The 14,139-nt window shown below is 43.8% G+C and carries 17 protein-coding genes; all 17 read right to left on the bottom strand.

The annotated features are described in order from the left end of the window. Window positions 1–72: 72 nt before the first annotated feature. The 17 genes from FZ954_RS06310 to FZ954_RS06390 all read right to left on the bottom strand — a co-directional run bounded on the left by FZ954_RS06310 (window position 73) and on the right by FZ954_RS06390 (window position 14,096). Window positions 73–1,224, bottom strand: coding sequence for an FtsX-like permease family protein (locus tag FZ954_RS06310; RefSeq protein ID WP_148877766.1), 1,152 nt, complete (start codon window positions 1,222–1,224; stop codon window positions 73–75). Between the two features lie 3 nt (window positions 1,225–1,227). After that, window positions 1,228–1,908: an ABC transporter ATP-binding protein gene (locus FZ954_RS06315; RefSeq protein ID WP_148877767.1), complete on the bottom strand. Its 681-nt coding sequence runs from the start codon at window positions 1,906–1,908 to the stop codon at window positions 1,228–1,230. Between the two features lie 2 nt (window positions 1,909–1,910). After that, the gene (locus FZ954_RS06320; RefSeq protein WP_148877768.1) at window positions 1,911–2,483 is read right to left on the bottom strand and encodes a TetR/AcrR family transcriptional regulator; all 573 of its coding nucleotides are present in this window, start codon (window positions 2,481–2,483) and stop codon (window positions 1,911–1,913) included. Between the two features lie 250 nt (window positions 2,484–2,733). Further along, the gene (locus FZ954_RS06325) at window positions 2,734–3,282 is read right to left on the bottom strand and encodes a carboxymuconolactone decarboxylase family protein (RefSeq protein ID WP_009659051.1); all 549 of its coding nucleotides are present in this window, start codon (window positions 3,280–3,282) and stop codon (window positions 2,734–2,736) included. A 183-nt stretch (window positions 3,283–3,465) separates the two neighbouring features. Beyond that, window positions 3,466–4,236: an acetyl-CoA carboxylase carboxyl transferase subunit alpha gene (locus FZ954_RS06330; protein ID WP_045500627.1), complete on the bottom strand. Its 771-nt coding sequence runs from the start codon at window positions 4,234–4,236 to the stop codon at window positions 3,466–3,468. Further along, window positions 4,233–5,096, bottom strand: a complete 864-nt coding sequence (accD, locus tag FZ954_RS06335) for an acetyl-CoA carboxylase, carboxyltransferase subunit beta (RefSeq protein WP_148877769.1) — start codon at window positions 5,094–5,096, stop codon at window positions 4,233–4,235. The genes FZ954_RS06330 and accD overlap by 4 nt, the downstream gene beginning before the upstream one ends. A 65-nt stretch (window positions 5,097–5,161) precedes the next feature. Further along, window positions 5,162–6,529, bottom strand: coding sequence for an acetyl-CoA carboxylase biotin carboxylase subunit (locus tag FZ954_RS06340; protein ID WP_148877770.1), 1,368 nt, complete (start codon window positions 6,527–6,529; stop codon window positions 5,162–5,164). Between the two features lie 18 nt (window positions 6,530–6,547). Next, the gene (gene fabZ, locus FZ954_RS06345) at window positions 6,548–6,970 is read right to left on the bottom strand and encodes a 3-hydroxyacyl-ACP dehydratase FabZ (protein WP_008809611.1); all 423 of its coding nucleotides are present in this window, start codon (window positions 6,968–6,970) and stop codon (window positions 6,548–6,550) included. Then, window positions 6,967–7,452 (bottom strand): acetyl-CoA carboxylase biotin carboxyl carrier protein, encoded by a 486-nt coding sequence (gene accB / locus FZ954_RS06350; protein WP_148877771.1) that lies wholly within the window; start codon window positions 7,450–7,452, stop codon window positions 6,967–6,969. The genes fabZ and accB overlap by 4 nt, the downstream gene beginning before the upstream one ends. Then, window positions 7,453–8,685, bottom strand: coding sequence for a beta-ketoacyl-ACP synthase II (gene fabF / locus FZ954_RS06355; protein WP_045500616.1), 1,233 nt, complete (start codon window positions 8,683–8,685; stop codon window positions 7,453–7,455). A gap of 51 nt (window positions 8,686–8,736) precedes the next feature. Then, window positions 8,737–9,471 (bottom strand): 3-oxoacyl-[acyl-carrier-protein] reductase, encoded by a 735-nt coding sequence (fabG, locus tag FZ954_RS06360; RefSeq protein ID WP_148877772.1) that lies wholly within the window; start codon window positions 9,469–9,471, stop codon window positions 8,737–8,739. A 12-nt stretch (window positions 9,472–9,483) separates the two neighbouring features. Further along, window positions 9,484–10,404 carry an ACP S-malonyltransferase gene (gene fabD / locus FZ954_RS06365; protein ID WP_148877773.1) on the bottom strand — a complete coding sequence of 307 codons (921 nt, stop codon included), beginning with the start codon at window positions 10,402–10,404 and terminating at the stop codon, window positions 9,484–9,486. After that, window positions 10,397–11,371, bottom strand: coding sequence for an enoyl-[acyl-carrier-protein] reductase FabK (fabK, locus tag FZ954_RS06370; RefSeq protein ID WP_148877774.1), 975 nt, complete (start codon window positions 11,369–11,371; stop codon window positions 10,397–10,399). The genes fabD and fabK overlap by 8 nt, the downstream gene beginning before the upstream one ends. 129 nt (window positions 11,372–11,500) lie before the next feature. Beyond that, complete coding sequence (locus tag FZ954_RS06375) at window positions 11,501–11,725, bottom strand: acyl carrier protein (RefSeq protein ID WP_005591706.1); 225 nt, start codon at window positions 11,723–11,725, stop codon at window positions 11,501–11,503. A 53-nt stretch (window positions 11,726–11,778) separates the two neighbouring features. After that, entirely contained in the window at window positions 11,779–12,753 is a 975-nt protein-coding gene (locus FZ954_RS06380) for a beta-ketoacyl-ACP synthase III (protein ID WP_148877775.1), read from the bottom strand. Next, window positions 12,753–13,187 carry a MarR family winged helix-turn-helix transcriptional regulator gene (locus tag FZ954_RS06385; protein WP_148877776.1) on the bottom strand — a complete coding sequence of 145 codons (435 nt, stop codon included), beginning with the start codon at window positions 13,185–13,187 and terminating at the stop codon, window positions 12,753–12,755. Before FZ954_RS06385 ends, FZ954_RS06380 begins: the two co-directional genes overlap by 1 nt. Window positions 13,188–13,304: 117 nt before the next feature. Then, window positions 13,305–14,096: an enoyl-CoA hydratase gene (locus FZ954_RS06390; protein ID WP_148877777.1), complete on the bottom strand. Its 792-nt coding sequence runs from the start codon at window positions 14,094–14,096 to the stop codon at window positions 13,305–13,307. Between the last annotated feature and the right edge of the window lie 43 nt (window positions 14,097–14,139).

A 14,139-nucleotide genomic window follows, 5' to 3' on the forward strand; every position in this document is an offset into this window, starting at 1 on the left:
CCACTCAACCACTGCGTCTTGCTCGACAATCCAAAGACAATTGAGAGGCTAGGACTTTTGTCCCAGCCTCTTTTATTCTCCCAACATGACTTGCTTAATAGTCAGTTGATCTAGCCTCCTGTTGGATAAATAGATTAAACTTTCATAGACTAAGACAAAGACTAGCAAAGTCATCAGGCAGACTCCAAAATCAAAATCATAGTTAACTTTCTGAGCTATTGATTTTTCCATCAATCTGAGTAAAAGCTGCATAATCCCGTATTGATAGCCAGTTCCTAAGACGAAGCCCAAAAAAGCAAGAAAGCGGTAGGGAGCAAACAAACTCTTATGGCACTCATTTCTGCTATAACCAAAAACCTTCATAATAGCTAGGGTTTCTTGATTTTCCTGCAGGAGTACTCCGAGCGACAGGTAGAGGATTGCCACTGACAGGACAGTACCGATTGACATCATCATGATCTGAATGGTCTCATCTGTCAATTCTTTCATACCAAATGATAGCTGAATCATAGCTGAAAAGCACATCGAACCAAAAATGACAAAGAATATTAATAATTTTCTAGACCAGAGCAGGCTGGCAGAAAGGTCTGTTAAAAAGGGACGGTCTTTCCTTATTTTCTTTCCTACTTTCCTTTTTGGTGACTTTTTACTAGAGCTGACCCGCTTGAGCAAGTCTAGAGCAGGCAAACGTAGACAATAACTAGCATAGAGAACGGCTAAAGCAGCAAAGGCTATAGTTGGCAAGACAACGAGAAACAGGAAAAGGGGCCAATGTTGCCGAATGGTAATTTCAGGCAAAACTCCGCTTTGATTACGCAACTGATAAAAATGCGGCATCATAGCAAAAGAAGAGAAATAGCCAGTGCCTGTTCCCAAACCAATTGGAAGACTAAAAAGCCAAAACTTTCGAGCAATTTCCCAGTTTTTATAGCCTAGAGCCTTTAAAACTCCTAATTCTGGCTTATGCTGATCAATAAATTGCCGAATGTAAAAGAAGAGAAGGAGTATCGATGTTAGGGATAAAACAGCTCCGCTAATTGATGCAATCAACCAAGAAATCGCAACTTGAGCATCGTAAGCAGCTTGAATCTCAGGCAACCAATTTGTTTGATCTAGTAAACGGATATCCAGATAAAAATTTAAGAAGAGATTGGTCACAAAGACCGCACAAAAGCTAATAATTGATACAACGACTAATCTATACAAATCTTTCATTGAAAACATAGCTTACCATCCAATCTCATAGGCCGTCTTGGGCTGGCTATTTGTCTCTAAGCTTTGCATCTGACCGCTATTGATATGGACAATGGTCTTAGCCATCTGAGCAATATTTGCATTGTGGGTCACCATGACCAGCGTAAAACCTAGCTCCTCTTGAAGACTTGAAATATAGGCTAGAATCTGACGACCTGTTGCTTCGTCCAAAGCTCCAGTCGGCTCGTCCAAAAAGAGGACATTCGGTCTTTTAGCTAGGGCTCGTGCAATAGCCACCCGCTGCTGCTCACCGCCTGACAGTTGACTTGGATAATGCTGAAGTTTATCACCTAAACCTAAAGCCTCTAAAATACGGACATAATCTTGGTTGCCTGCTAGGTTGGCTCCCATTTTGACATTTTGCTCCACTGTGAGATTTGGAAGTAAGAAATATTGCTGAAAAATAAAGGCAATCTGCGCTCGGCGAAAAGCCGTCAATTGAGCTTCTGTCAGCTTGGATAGATCTTCCTCACCGTAGTATACATGACCACTGTCTGGTTTTTCTAGGCCTGATAAAACGTTGAGCAAGGTTGACTTTCCAGATCCAGAAGCTCCCAAAATGACCAAGTAATCTTGGTCAGCAATCTCCAAGTCGATCCCTTTTAAAACTTCTCTTCCACTGTAAGATTTACAAATTCCCTTTAATCTAATCATTCTTACTTTCCTTTCATTTCCTTTAGGAGGGCAGTAAATACTTGCGTTAAGCGTTCTGTTATTTCCTCCTGACTAAAAGAATAAATACCCGATGCTATCATGCTAGCCAAACCATGAGAATAGATAAATAAATGCTGATAAACGAACTCTGCACTTTCTATGGACATGGGATAATCCTCCACAATCGACTCTAATATCTGCTGATAACTATGGTCTTTCTGAGGTAAAAAGTCCTTGAAAGACTCAATGGGGTGCTTGTGAGGATTTAGATAGAGAATTTTAAAAAGCTGAGGTTCCTGACTGGCAAAAAGGATATAGGCCATGCCAACTGCTCTGAAAGGCTTGGCTCGCTCCAAAGCCGAACGAATATATTGGACCAAAACGAATTCAGCCGCCCGAACAACCGAATGACTTAGATCCTCCATATTTTCAAACTGACCGAAAATAACCTTGGGACTAGACTGTAATCGTTCCGCTAGAGAACGAGCGGTCAAACCAGCTAAACCGTCTTCCCTGACAATCCCTAGAGCTGCTTGGATAATTTCATCACGAGTAAATTTATTTTTAGGTGGCATCAAAACTCCTTTTAGATACAATTGTTGCGCAACATCTGTTTCTTAGAATATAATATCACACAAAACATTAAAAAACAAGTATAAAAAGAAGCCTTTCGGCTTCGATTTTTTATATTTTCTAAAGTATTAGTAAAGCTCTTCCAGAAGTTGAGCCAGGGAAAGTCTCCCCAGCTCGGAACTAGGTTTTGTATTAGATACAGTCAATGAGAGACAAGGGGCGTTCTAAAAAGCTCTGCCACCTCCTCAAAGACTAGGCATAAGGCTGTAATTCCGGATTAATTGGTGTGTTGGCCAGATTATTGGCATAATTGCAGAGGGTCGCAAGGCTAACACCCAAAACTACATCCAGAGCATTCTCATGCGTATAGCCCGCTTCTAGGAAGTCTGCCAAAGCCTCATCTCCGACTCGTCCCTTGGTATTGATGACAGCAATGGTAAATTTGGCAAGCGTATCTAGCTTCGGATCCGTATCAATCGGAGTACGATTGCGCAGAGCCTCCAAAAGATCGTCATTCATTTGAATCTGCTTGATTGAAAAGGCTGTATGGCCCGCCACACAGAAAGCACAGCCATTAGTAACTGCAGCCGTAATCTGCACTACTTCACGCTCAGTCGGTGTCAGGCTGTTACGACGATTGATGGCTCCAACCGTCCGATAAGTTTCCAAAGCCGTTGGCGCATTGGCCAAAAGACCGATTAGATTGGGAATGTAGCCACCGTTATCTTTTTGAACCGTTTCTAAAACCTCTTTCACCTCAGCTGGTGCAGACTCAATCGTATGGATAGTAAATTCTGACATATGAAACCTCATTTCTTTTGATTAGCAACTATCTTAACATAGGTCTGACAGCTTGTATAATATATATTTTATATGGCCTCCATAAAGAGAATATATTGCTACATGTCAAACCAAAATATATTACCTGCCTTAACTGCCTCCATACCTCTCTCAAGCAAGAAAAAGAAGCCCTACGGCTTCTGGCTAATATTTTCTAAAACGTTGATAGCGATCTTCCAAAAGTTGCTCGAGAGAAAGTTTGGAAAGTTCCGCTAGTTCAGTACTGATCTCTTGCTTGACTGCAGCTAAGAGCTCATTTTTATTAAAGCCACGTTCAGGAATGACCTTATCAACGACACCCATCTGCAAAAGTTCGTGCGAGGTGATTTTCATCATCTCCGCCGCCTCCATTGCTCGGCTGCCATCCTTCCATAAAATCGAGGCAAAGCCTTCTGGACTGAGAATGGCATACATAGAGTTTTCCAGCATCCAGACCTTATCAGCAACTGCTAAGGCCAGTGCCCCGCCAGAGCCACCCTCGCCGATGATAATGGCAATAATGGGCACTTTCAGATCACTCATTTCCATGAGATTACGGGCAATGGCTTCGCCCTGTCCGCGCTCCTCAGCACCGACACCAGGATAGGCACCAGCCGTATTGATAAAGGTCACGACTGGACGGCCAAATTTCTCAGCCTGCTTCATGAGACGCAAGGCCTTACGATAGCCTTCAGGATGAGGTTGACCAAAGTTCCGTCGTAAATTATCTTGCAAATTGCGACCTTTTTGAATACCGACCACTGTGACCGGCTGACCATTTAAGGTTCCGATACCGCCAATGACAGCACCATCATCACGAAAACCACGATCTCCGTGCAGTTCCACAAAATCATCAAAAATGCCTTGGGCAAAATCCAGAGCCGTCAAACGGGACTGATCACGCGCTGCTTTGATAATCTGACTGATTTTTGTCATTGGTCACCTCCATGAAATCTCAAGAGAGTAGCAATCCGATCCCGCAATTCACCACGCTTGACTATCGCATCAACAAAGCCATGCTCCAGCAAAAATTCTGCCTTTTGGAAGTCATCTGGTAATTTTTCCCGCACAGTAGACTCAATGACCCGACGTCCGGCAAAGCCTACCAAAGCCTGCGCTTCTGCCAAGATAATATCCCCTTCCATAGCAAAAGAGGCTGTGACACCGCCTGTCGTCGGATCTGTCAAAACGGTCAGGTAAAAAAGACCAGCCTTTGAATGACGTTGCACAGCAGCTGAGGTTTTAGCCATCTGCATCAGGCTCATGATACCTTCCTGCATACGAGCACCACCAGAAGCCGTAAAGAGGACGACTGGCAACTGATGCTCTGTCGCATACTCAAATAGGCGGGTAATCTTCTCTCCGACAACCGTTCCCATGGAAGCCATGATAAAGTTGGAATCCATGATCCCAAGAGCTAATTTTTGGTCTTTTATCATAGCGGTTCCTGTCAAAACGGCCTCATCTAGACCAGTCTTTTCCCGCATCTTTGCCAGTTTTTCTTGATAATTTGGAAAATGTAAGGGATCTGTCGTCTCAATACCTGTGAACAATTCCTCAAAACTTCCTTCATCCACCGTCAAGCTCAGGCGCTCAAAAGCTGAAATCCGAAAAGTGTAGCCACAGCTTGGACAGACACGCTCTGCCCCCAAATCTTTTTGATAAATAATATGCTTACAACCAGGGCACTTGGAAAAAAGCTCATCTGGAACTTCTGGTTTTGGCTGAGGCAAGGCACGAGAGGAACGATTAGGATTGATTCGAATATATTTATCCTTTTTTGAAAACAAAGGCATTGCTTACTCCTTCATTAAATTTTAGAGTGATTCTGCTTCTTTCAAACAAAATCACTCCTTGTCATCTATTTTTTCTCTTGATAAGCCGGAAGGAACTTCTCCATGAGAAAGGCTGTATCATAATCACCAGCAATCACATTAGGATCTGAAATCAGATCCAGCTGGAAACTGCTATTGGTCACGACACCGTCGATTTCTAGCTCATAGAGAGCCCGTTGCATCTTCATCAGGGCATCAAAGCGATTTTCCCCGTGAACGATGATTTTGGCAATCATACTGTCATAGTAAGGAGGAATGGTGTAGCCAGGATAGACCGCCGAATCCACGCGTAATCCCACTCCGCCACTTGGCAAATAAAGATTGGAAATTTTTCCTGGGCTCGGTGCAAAGTTAAAGGCTGGATTTTCAGCATTGATCCGACATTCAATCGCATGACCGCGGATTTCAACATCTTCTTGACTAAAGGACAGCTCCTGACCATCCGCAATCTTAATCTGCTCTTTAACAATATCCACACCGGTAACAAACTCAGTCACTGGATGCTCAACCTGCACCCGAGTGTTCATCTCCATAAAGTAGAATTCACCCTTGGCTTCATCTAACAGAAACTCAATCGTCCCAGCATTTTCATAGCCGACTGACTCAGCAGCCCGAACAGCCGCTTCCCCAATCTGCTGGCGCAGGGTTTTCCCAATTGCCACAGATGGACTTTCTTCCAGCACCTTCTGATTATTCCGCTGCAAAGAGCAATCCCGCTCGCCTAAGTGGACCACATGCCCCTGCTGATCTGCCAAAATCTGCACCTCAATATGGCGCGCTGGATAGATAACCCGCTCCATATACATGGCACCATTACCAAAGGCCGCTTTGGCTTCGCTAGATGCAGATTCAAAGGCCGCTACTAAATCCTCAGCCTTTTCAACCTTACGAATGCCTTTTCCGCCGCCGCCAGCAGAAGCTTTAAGCATGACTGGATAACCAATCTTTTCGGCGACTTCCAAGGCTTCTTCAGAGTTATGAACTTCTCCATCAGAACCTGGGATTACCGGCACTTTCGCCTTAATCATCTGAGCCCGAGCATTGATCTTGTCCCCCATCAGGTCCATAACAGCACCTGAAGGTCCAATAAACTTAATGCCAACTTCTTCGCACATGGTCGCAAATTTAGAGTTTTCACTCAAAAAACCAAAACCAGGGTGAATGGCTTCTGCACCTGTCAGAACAGCAGCAGATAGGACGGCATTCATGTTCAGATAAGAATCCGTAGACTTGGCTGGCCCGATGCAGACTGCCTCATCAGCCAGTAGGGTGTGGAGCGCTTCCTTATCAGCCGTTGAATAAACAGCTACCGTATCAATTCCTAGCTCGCGAGCTGCACGAATAATTCTGACCGCAATTTCCCCACGGTTAGCAATTAAAATTTTACGAAACATGGTGAAATCTCCTCTTTCTTATTGACCAATCGCAAAGGTCAAGGTTCCGCTTGCTGCAAGTTTACCGTCAACTTCAGCCTTGGCCTCTACCACTGCAATAGTGCCACGACGCTTGACAAACTTGGCCGTCATAATCAGCTGGTCACCTGGCACAACTTGCTTCTTGAACTTAACCTTGTCCATGCCAGCATAGAAGACCAGCTTGCCCTTGTTTTCTTCTTTAGACAATTCCAGCACACCAGCCGTTTGAGCCAGTGCTTCCATGATTAAGACACCTGGCATAACTGGATACTGGGGAAAATGTCCGTTAAAGAATGGCTCATTAATCGTCACATTTTTCAGAGCGACAATCTCATCTTCGCTGACTTCCAATACACGGTCCACCAAAAGCATGGGATAGCGATGCGGAAGCGCCTCTTTTATTGCATTGATATCAATCATTTGATGCGTACCAGCCCTTTCCCAAACTCAACCATTTCTTCATTCTGAACCAGAATTTCTGTCACCAGACCATCTTTCGGTGCTGGCACTTCATTCATGACCTTCATGGCTTCAATAATCATCAGGGTTTGACCTTTTTTAACTTGGTCTCCTACACTGACAAAAGCTGGTTTATCTGGACCTGCTGCTAAGTAAGCCACGCCAACCAAAGGACTTTCCACGACATCGCCTTCAGCAGCTGGAGCTGGAGCCTCTGGACCCACCTCAGGTGCTGCAGTTGGAGCTGCTTGGGAAACTGTCTCAGATACAAGTGCACTTGCTGGCTGCACAGGAGCTGCACTGACTGTTGGAGCTGTTGCAACTGCGGCTTGCCCTTCATTCTTACTGAATGTCAGCTCATCGCTTTGATTTTTATAAGAAAATTCACGCAGGCTTGATTGGTCGAACTGAGCCATCAAGTCTTTAATTTCATTGATATTCATCTAGCCCTCCCAACGCTTGAATGCCAGAACAGCATTGTGACCGCCAAAACCAAATGTATTGGAAATCGCATAGGGAATTTCTTGCTCTAAGCCTTGCCCATAAACGACATTCGCTTCAATATAGTCTGACAATTCACTTGTTCCAGCTGTTTTTGGTACAAAGTTATGGCGCATTGCTTCGATTGTAGCGATTGCTTCTACCGCTCCTGCAGCTCCAAGCAAGTGTCCTGTGAATGACTTGGTTGAAGATACAGGTACTTCTTTACCAAGAACAGCTACGATAGCTCCACTTTCTCCTTTTTCATTAGCAGGAGTTGAAGTTCCGTGGGCGTTGACGTAAGCCACTTGCTCTGGAGAAATCTCTGCCTCTTCCAAAGCCAATTTAATCGCCTTAATCGCGCCTTGACCTTCTGGATGAGGTGAAGTCATATGGTAAGCATCACAGGTATTTCCATAACCGACTACTTCAGCCAAGATAGTTGCACCACGTTTTTCAGCGTGTTCCAGACTTTCAAGCACCAACATACCAGAACCTTCTCCCATGACAAAGCCATTACGGTCTTTATCAAATGGAATAGAAGCACGAGTTGGATCTTCTGTAGTTGATAGGGCAGTCAAAGCTTGGAAACCAGCAATGGCAAATGGAGTGATAGACGCTTCTGATCCACCCACCAACATGACATCTTGGAAACCAAACTTGATAGAGCGGAAGGCATCCCCAATCGCATCATTTGATGAGGCACAAGCTGTATTGATTGATTTACAGATACCATTTGCACCAAAGCGCATAGCAACATTTCCTGAAGCCATATTTGGCAAAGCTTTTGGAAGAGTCATTGGCTTAACGCGTTTTGGACCTTTCTCATGCAATCGGATGACTTGATCTTCGATTTCCTTGATACCACCGATACCAGAAGCAACGATGACACCAAAGCGATCTTTGTCAATTGCTTCTACATCAAGATTCGCATTTGTTACCGCTTCTTGAGCTGCATATAAGGCATACAGAGAATAATTGTCAAAACGATTGGTATCTTTCTTGATAAAGTATTTATCAAATGGAAAGTCTTGGACTTCAGCCGCATTATGAACAGCAAAATCGCTGTGATCAAACTTGGTGATGGGACCAATCCCAATCTTACCTTCTTTTAAACTATTCCAAAATTCTTCTGGTGTATTTCCGATGGGAGAGGTTAAGCCATAACCTGTCACAACAACTCGATTTAGTTTCATAGTGAACTCCTTTATGATAATTGGTAAACTGTCAAATCCAAATGCATGCAATTACTGCATAGTCAATCCGCCATCAATCGCGATGACCTGACCAGTGAGGTATTCCTGACCTGCTAAGAATAGGGTAACATCTGCTACTTCTTCGGTATTGCCGAACCGTTTCATTGGGATTTGAGCCAGAGAAGCTTCTTTGATTTTTTCAGAAAGCTCGTCTGTCATATCCGATTCGATAAAGCCTGGGGCAATCACATTGACACGGATATTGCGCCCAGCTACCTCACGAGCAACCGACTTAGAAAATCCAATCAAGCCAGCTTTAGAAGCTGCATAGTTGGCCTGGCCGACATTACCAGTCAAGCCGACAACACTTGATAGGTTAATGACTGCTCCCTGGCGAGCTTTGGTCATTGGTTTCAAGACAGCTTGCGTCATATTGAAGGCTCCAGTCAGATTGACCTTCAGCACTTGCTCGAAGTCTTCCTCTGTCATCTTGAGCATAATCTTATCGCGGGTAATTCCAGCATTGTTGACCAAGACATCTACAGAGCCCAAAGCTGCAATCGCCTCTTCAATCATTCGCTTAGCATCAGCGCCATTAGATACATCGCCTGAAATAGCCACGACTTTGATCGGATAGCCAGCGAACTCAGCCAAAACGTCGTCTGAAATTTGACCGCGACCGTTCAAGACAATATTGGCACCTGCACTTGCAAACTTATGGGCAATAGCCAGACCAATCCCACGGCTAGAGCCAGTAATAAAAACATTTTTATTCTTTAATTCCATTGGTATTCCCCATTATTTTTCCAGTAGGGCTGTTAAAGTCTCCACACTTTCAACATGATAAACAACTGCTGATTTATCAATTTTTTTCAGAAAGCCAGACAATACTTTCCCTGGACCAATCTCGATAAACTCAGTCACACCAGCTTCCTGCATTTTAGCGATACTATCGTAGAAACGAACCGGCTCCATGACCTGACGAGTTAATAATTCCCTGATTCTATCAGTTTCCATGATATCCGCCTCTGTATTGCCCACTAGCGGAAGTTGAAAATCAGCAAATTCTGTTTCAGCCAAAACCTGAGCTAATTGCTCACTGGCTGGTTTCAAGAGTGCTGTATGGAAAGGACCAGAAACATTCAGCGGAATCAAGCGTTTCACACCTGCTTCTTTGAGGAGTTCCACCGCTTTATCCACCGCTGCCACATCTCCTCCAATGACGATTTGACCTGGAGTATTGTAATTAGCAGGAGAAACCACTCCTAGCTGACTAGCCGTCTGGCAAGCTTCCTCGATAAGAGTTACGTCCGCATTTAGGACCGCAACCATCTTTCCAGAACCAGCAGGAGCCGCTTCCTCCATGAAAGCTCCGCGTTTAGCGACTAGAGCTACCGCTGTTTTGAAGTCCAGCGCGCCAGCAGCTACCAAGGCAGAGTATTCGCCCAGAGAAAGACCAGCTACCATATCAGGACGGATTCCTTTTTCTGCCAACAGGCGATAAATAGCAAGAGAAGTTGTCAAAATTGCTGGCTGAGTATAGCGAGTTTGGTTGAGTTTTTCTTCATCTTGGTCAATCAATGCCCGAACATCATAGCCCAGAACTTGACTCGCTTCCTCAAAAGTCGCCTTAACCACATCATACTGCTCATAGAGGTCACGAGCCATTCCCAGATATTGGGCTCCCTGACCAGCAAATAGAAAGGCTGTCTTAGTCATTTCTAGTTACTCCTGCCCAACGTTTTGCTTCTTGCTGAATCTTCTCAGCAGCGCCATAATAGATATCCTTGAGGATTTCTTCGACTGTTTCTTCCTTGCTAACCAAGCCGGCAATCTGACCAGACATGACGGAACCATTTTCCACATCGCCACGGACAACTGCATTGGCCAGAGCACCAGCACCCAGATTTTCAAAAACAGTCAAGTCTGGATTTTCTTGCTTGAATGCTTCTTTTTCAGCCTTTTCAAAATCGCGAGTCAGCTTATTCTTGAGCGCACGAACCGCATGACCGAAGTGCTGAGCAGAAATTGTCGTATCGATATCACGAGCTTTCAAGATCATATCTTTATAATTTTGATGGGCATTGGATTCTTTAGCCACAACGAAGCGTGTACCGACCTGAACTGCCTCTGCCCCCAACATGAAGCCAGCTGCAGCACCAGAGCCATCCGCAATACCACCAGCCGCAATAACTGGAATGTTAACTGCTTCTACAACCTGACGAACCAAGGTCATCGTTGTTAACTTACCGATGTGACCACCAGCTTCCATTCCTTCAGCAATGACGGCATCTGCTCCGATTTTTTCCATCCGTTTAGCCAAAGCCACACTTGGTACAACAGGAATCACCGTAATACCTGCTTCATGGAAACGAGCCATGTACTTGCTTGGATTGCCCGCACCAGTCGTTACCACTTTTACACCCTCTTCGATCACCAAATCCACAATGTCATCTACAAAAGGCGACAAAAGCATGATATTGACACCGAAAGGACGATCCGTCAAAGACTTAATCTTGTCAATATTAGCTTTCACTACTTCCTTAGGCGCATTTCCACCACCGATGATCCCAAGACCACCAGCCTTTGAAACAGCACCAGCCAAGTCACCATCTGCAACCCAGGCCATACCACCTTGGAAAATAGGATATTTAATATTTAATAATTCTGTAATTCGTGTTTGCATAATACCTTCCTCTAATCATTGCTTAAGTAATAGCTTGAGCCCAAACCGCTAGATAGCAGACTTTTTACTTTGAAATTCAAACTATTACCTAAACAAGAGAGAATATCTTGCGATACTCTCAAATCTTTATTATTTTGTTTTTTCTTCTACGTAGGCAACCAAGTCACCAACTGTTTTCAAGCCTTCTTCAGTTTCGATTTGGATGTCAAATGCATCTTCGATTTCTGAAATTACTTGGAACAAATCCAATGAATCTGCTTCAAGATCATCGAAAGTTGACTCAAGTGTAACTTCTGATGGCTCTTTACCAAGTTCCTCAACGATAATTTCTTGTACTTTTTCAAATACTGCCATGGATAGACTCCTTTAAAAATATATTTTTTATCTATGTGTTTCCACATGATTAACTAAATTGTAACAATAAGCGTGCCCCATGTCAAACCTCCACCGAAACCTGACAATAAAATAGTCTGATCTCCGTTCAGCTTAATCAAGTCCTGTTGGACACACTCAGATAATAAAATCGGGATGCTAGCTGCACTAGTATTGCCATATTCCATCATATTAGCAGGTAGTTTTTCCCGAGAAACTCCGAGTTTCTTAGCCATTTTATCTAAAATTCGGATATTGGCTTGATGCAAGAGCAGATAATCAAGCTCCTCCACTGAAAATGGACTCTCTTCAATGGTATTTTTGATAGACTGTGCCACATCACGAATAGCGAAATCAAAGATTGCTCGGCCTTCCATTTTCAAATAGCGGTCATCAACTTGCTTTTCCGAAAATGGAGAGGACAAACCAAGTCCACCACAGGTCAAACTCTGACCTCTCAAGCCATCAGTAAACTGACTTTCAGCCCAAAAATGCTGCTTTTCTGCCGCTTCAAGCAAGACTCCTCCAGCCCCATCACCAAATAAAACTGACGTCGAACGATCCGACCAATCAACGACTTTCGACAGCGTTTCGCTACCGATGACCAAACCTCTTTGATAACGACCAGAAGAAATGAACTTTTCCCCAGTTGACAAGGCAAAGATGAAGCCACTGCAAGCCGCCGTCAAGTCAAAAGCAAAAGCCTTGGTAGCTCCAATATTGGCCTGCACTCTAGCTGCGGTTGACGGCATCATAGAATCCGGAGTGATCGTCGCAATAATGATAAAATCAAGCTGATCAGCAGACAGTTGAGCCTTTTCCAGTAATTGCTCAGCAACCTTTGTAGCTAAATCACTTGTTGACTCAGTCCGAGATAAATGTCGCTGTTTGATACCTGTTCGACTTGAGATCCATTCATCACTTGTATCCATAATCTTGGCCAGATCATCATTTGTGATAACCTGCTCTGGAGCATAATGAGCTACTTGAGTAATTCTTGCATAGTTCATTATTTCAACTCCTCTAAAAAATTATACAAGTTCTGCAAACCTTTTTGCATTGCATTTTTTTCTTCTGGGGACATTCCTTCCACTACTTGCATGACCATGCGATTGTGGAATCGTTTATGAAGGCGATACAAGAGCCTCCCCTTCTTAGTCAAACTCAGATGAACTACACGACGGTCAATGGATGAACGGCGACGCTCGATATACCCTTTACGCTCCAAGTTATTCAAGCTGGTTGTGACAGTCCCCAAAGTGACTAACAATTCCTTTGAAATATCGCTTGGAGTCGCATTAAGCATGGTACCAATAACATCAATAGTATGCATTTCTTTAATGGAGACGTCTTTAAATTGACTGCCTCGGAGGCTGGACTCTTCAATAACCAAAACATTATTAAAAATGGATGTTAAATAATCATTGACTAATTGATAATTCAAACCAACACCTCCTTCATAAACACTTTGACATTCAAATTTTATCAGATCTCAAAATAATTTGCAAGTCCTTTTGAAAATTTATTTGATTTTCAAACAATTTTCTTATCCTACAAATCCTTACTTACCTGTAAATTGTGGACGACGCTTCTCAGTATAAGCTTGGACACCTTCTTTGAAGTCCTCAGTGAAAGCAAGAGACTTCTGTAAAGATAACTCCAACTCCGCATATTCATTCCAACCGCTGAACAGGCTCTTCCAGACCATTTCTTTCATAGCTCTGTAAGAATTCAGCGAACCGCGTTTTAGCTTCTTCAGCAACTGTTCCGTTGTTTTTTCCAGTTTTTCTGCTTCACAAACTTTATAGAGCAAACCATAATCCAGAGCCTTCTCTGCTGTCAGGGCCTCTCCCGTCATGACCAAATGGGTCGCCCGAGTCACACCAATTGCCCGAGTCAGAAGATAAAGTCCACCGGCATCTGGCGCTAAGCCCACTCCCACAAAAGCCTGAATGAAGCGAGATTTTTCCGTTGCAATACAGAAATCTGCAGCCACGACCATATTGGCAGCTGCACCAGCAACAGGGCCATCCACACTCATAATAACTGGCTTAGGTAGCCGTTTCATAGCAAAGGAAATATCATTGACCAACTCTGCAATTTTTACCAGGGATTGAATATCGTCAGCACTGACAGCTCTTTGCATCTCAGCTAGGTCGCCACCGACAGAAAAGACCTTCCCATTGGCATTGATCACTAGAAACTTCACTGCCTCATCATTTGCGGCCAGCTCAATCGCTTCTAAAATCTCCTCACACATCGGAATATTGAAACCATTTGAAACTTCAGGACGATTGAAGGTAATAGTCGCCACTTCATCAACTACCTTATAAAGAATACCATTAAAAGTCATTCTAACTCCATTCCAGACTGGGTAATTACAGTCATTTTATTTC

This window comes from Streptococcus sp. Marseille-P7375 (assembly GCF_902460365.1).
In the GTDB taxonomy this organism is placed as follows: Bacteria; Bacillota; Bacilli; order Lactobacillales; family Streptococcaceae; genus Streptococcus; species Streptococcus cristatus_I.

What these genes read in the sequence shown, in the direction of transcription:
- fabG (WP_148877772.1), bottom strand. Translation starts at nt 9,471, where the DNA reads ATGGAATTAAAGAATAAAAATGTTTTTATTACTGGCTCTAGCCGTGGG.
- accD (WP_148877769.1), bottom strand. Translation starts at nt 5,096, where the DNA reads ATGCCTTTGTTTTCAAAAAAGGATAAATATATTCGAATCAATCCTAAT.
- fabK (WP_148877774.1), bottom strand. Translation starts at nt 11,371, where the DNA reads ATGCAAACACGAATTACAGAATTATTAAATATTAAATATCCTATTTTC.
- FZ954_RS06310 (WP_148877766.1), bottom strand. Translation starts at nt 1,224, where the DNA reads ATGTTTTCAATGAAAGATTTGTATAGATTAGTCGTTGTATCAATTATT.
- fabF (WP_045500616.1), bottom strand. Translation starts at nt 8,685, where the DNA reads ATGAAACTAAATCGAGTTGTTGTGACAGGTTATGGCTTAACCTCTCCC.
- FZ954_RS06315 (WP_148877767.1), bottom strand. Translation starts at nt 1,908, where the DNA reads ATGATTAGATTAAAGGGAATTTGTAAATCTTACAGTGGAAGAGAAGTT.
- FZ954_RS06325 (WP_009659051.1), bottom strand. Translation starts at nt 3,282, where the DNA reads ATGTCAGAATTTACTATCCATACGATTGAGTCTGCACCAGCTGAGGTG.
- accB (WP_148877771.1), bottom strand. Translation starts at nt 7,452, where the DNA reads ATGAATATCAATGAAATTAAAGACTTGATGGCTCAGTTCGACCAATCA.
- FZ954_RS06320 (WP_148877768.1), bottom strand. Translation starts at nt 2,483, where the DNA reads ATGCCACCTAAAAATAAATTTACTCGTGATGAAATTATCCAAGCAGCT.
- FZ954_RS06330 (WP_045500627.1), bottom strand. Translation starts at nt 4,236, where the DNA reads ATGACAAAAATCAGTCAGATTATCAAAGCAGCGCGTGATCAGTCCCGT.
- fabD (WP_148877773.1), bottom strand. Translation starts at nt 10,404, where the DNA reads ATGACTAAGACAGCCTTTCTATTTGCTGGTCAGGGAGCCCAATATCTG.
- FZ954_RS06340 (WP_148877770.1), bottom strand. Translation starts at nt 6,529, where the DNA reads ATGTTTCGTAAAATTTTAATTGCTAACCGTGGGGAAATTGCGGTCAGA.
- FZ954_RS06390 (WP_148877777.1), bottom strand. Translation starts at nt 14,096, where the DNA reads ATGACTTTTAATGGTATTCTTTATAAGGTAGTTGATGAAGTGGCGACT.
- FZ954_RS06380 (WP_148877775.1), bottom strand. Translation starts at nt 12,753, where the DNA reads ATGAACTATGCAAGAATTACTCAAGTAGCTCATTATGCTCCAGAGCAG.
- fabZ (WP_008809611.1), bottom strand. Translation starts at nt 6,970, where the DNA reads ATGATTGATATCAATGCAATAAAAGAGGCGCTTCCGCATCGCTATCCC.
- FZ954_RS06375 (WP_005591706.1), bottom strand. Translation starts at nt 11,725, where the DNA reads ATGGCAGTATTTGAAAAAGTACAAGAAATTATCGTTGAGGAACTTGGT.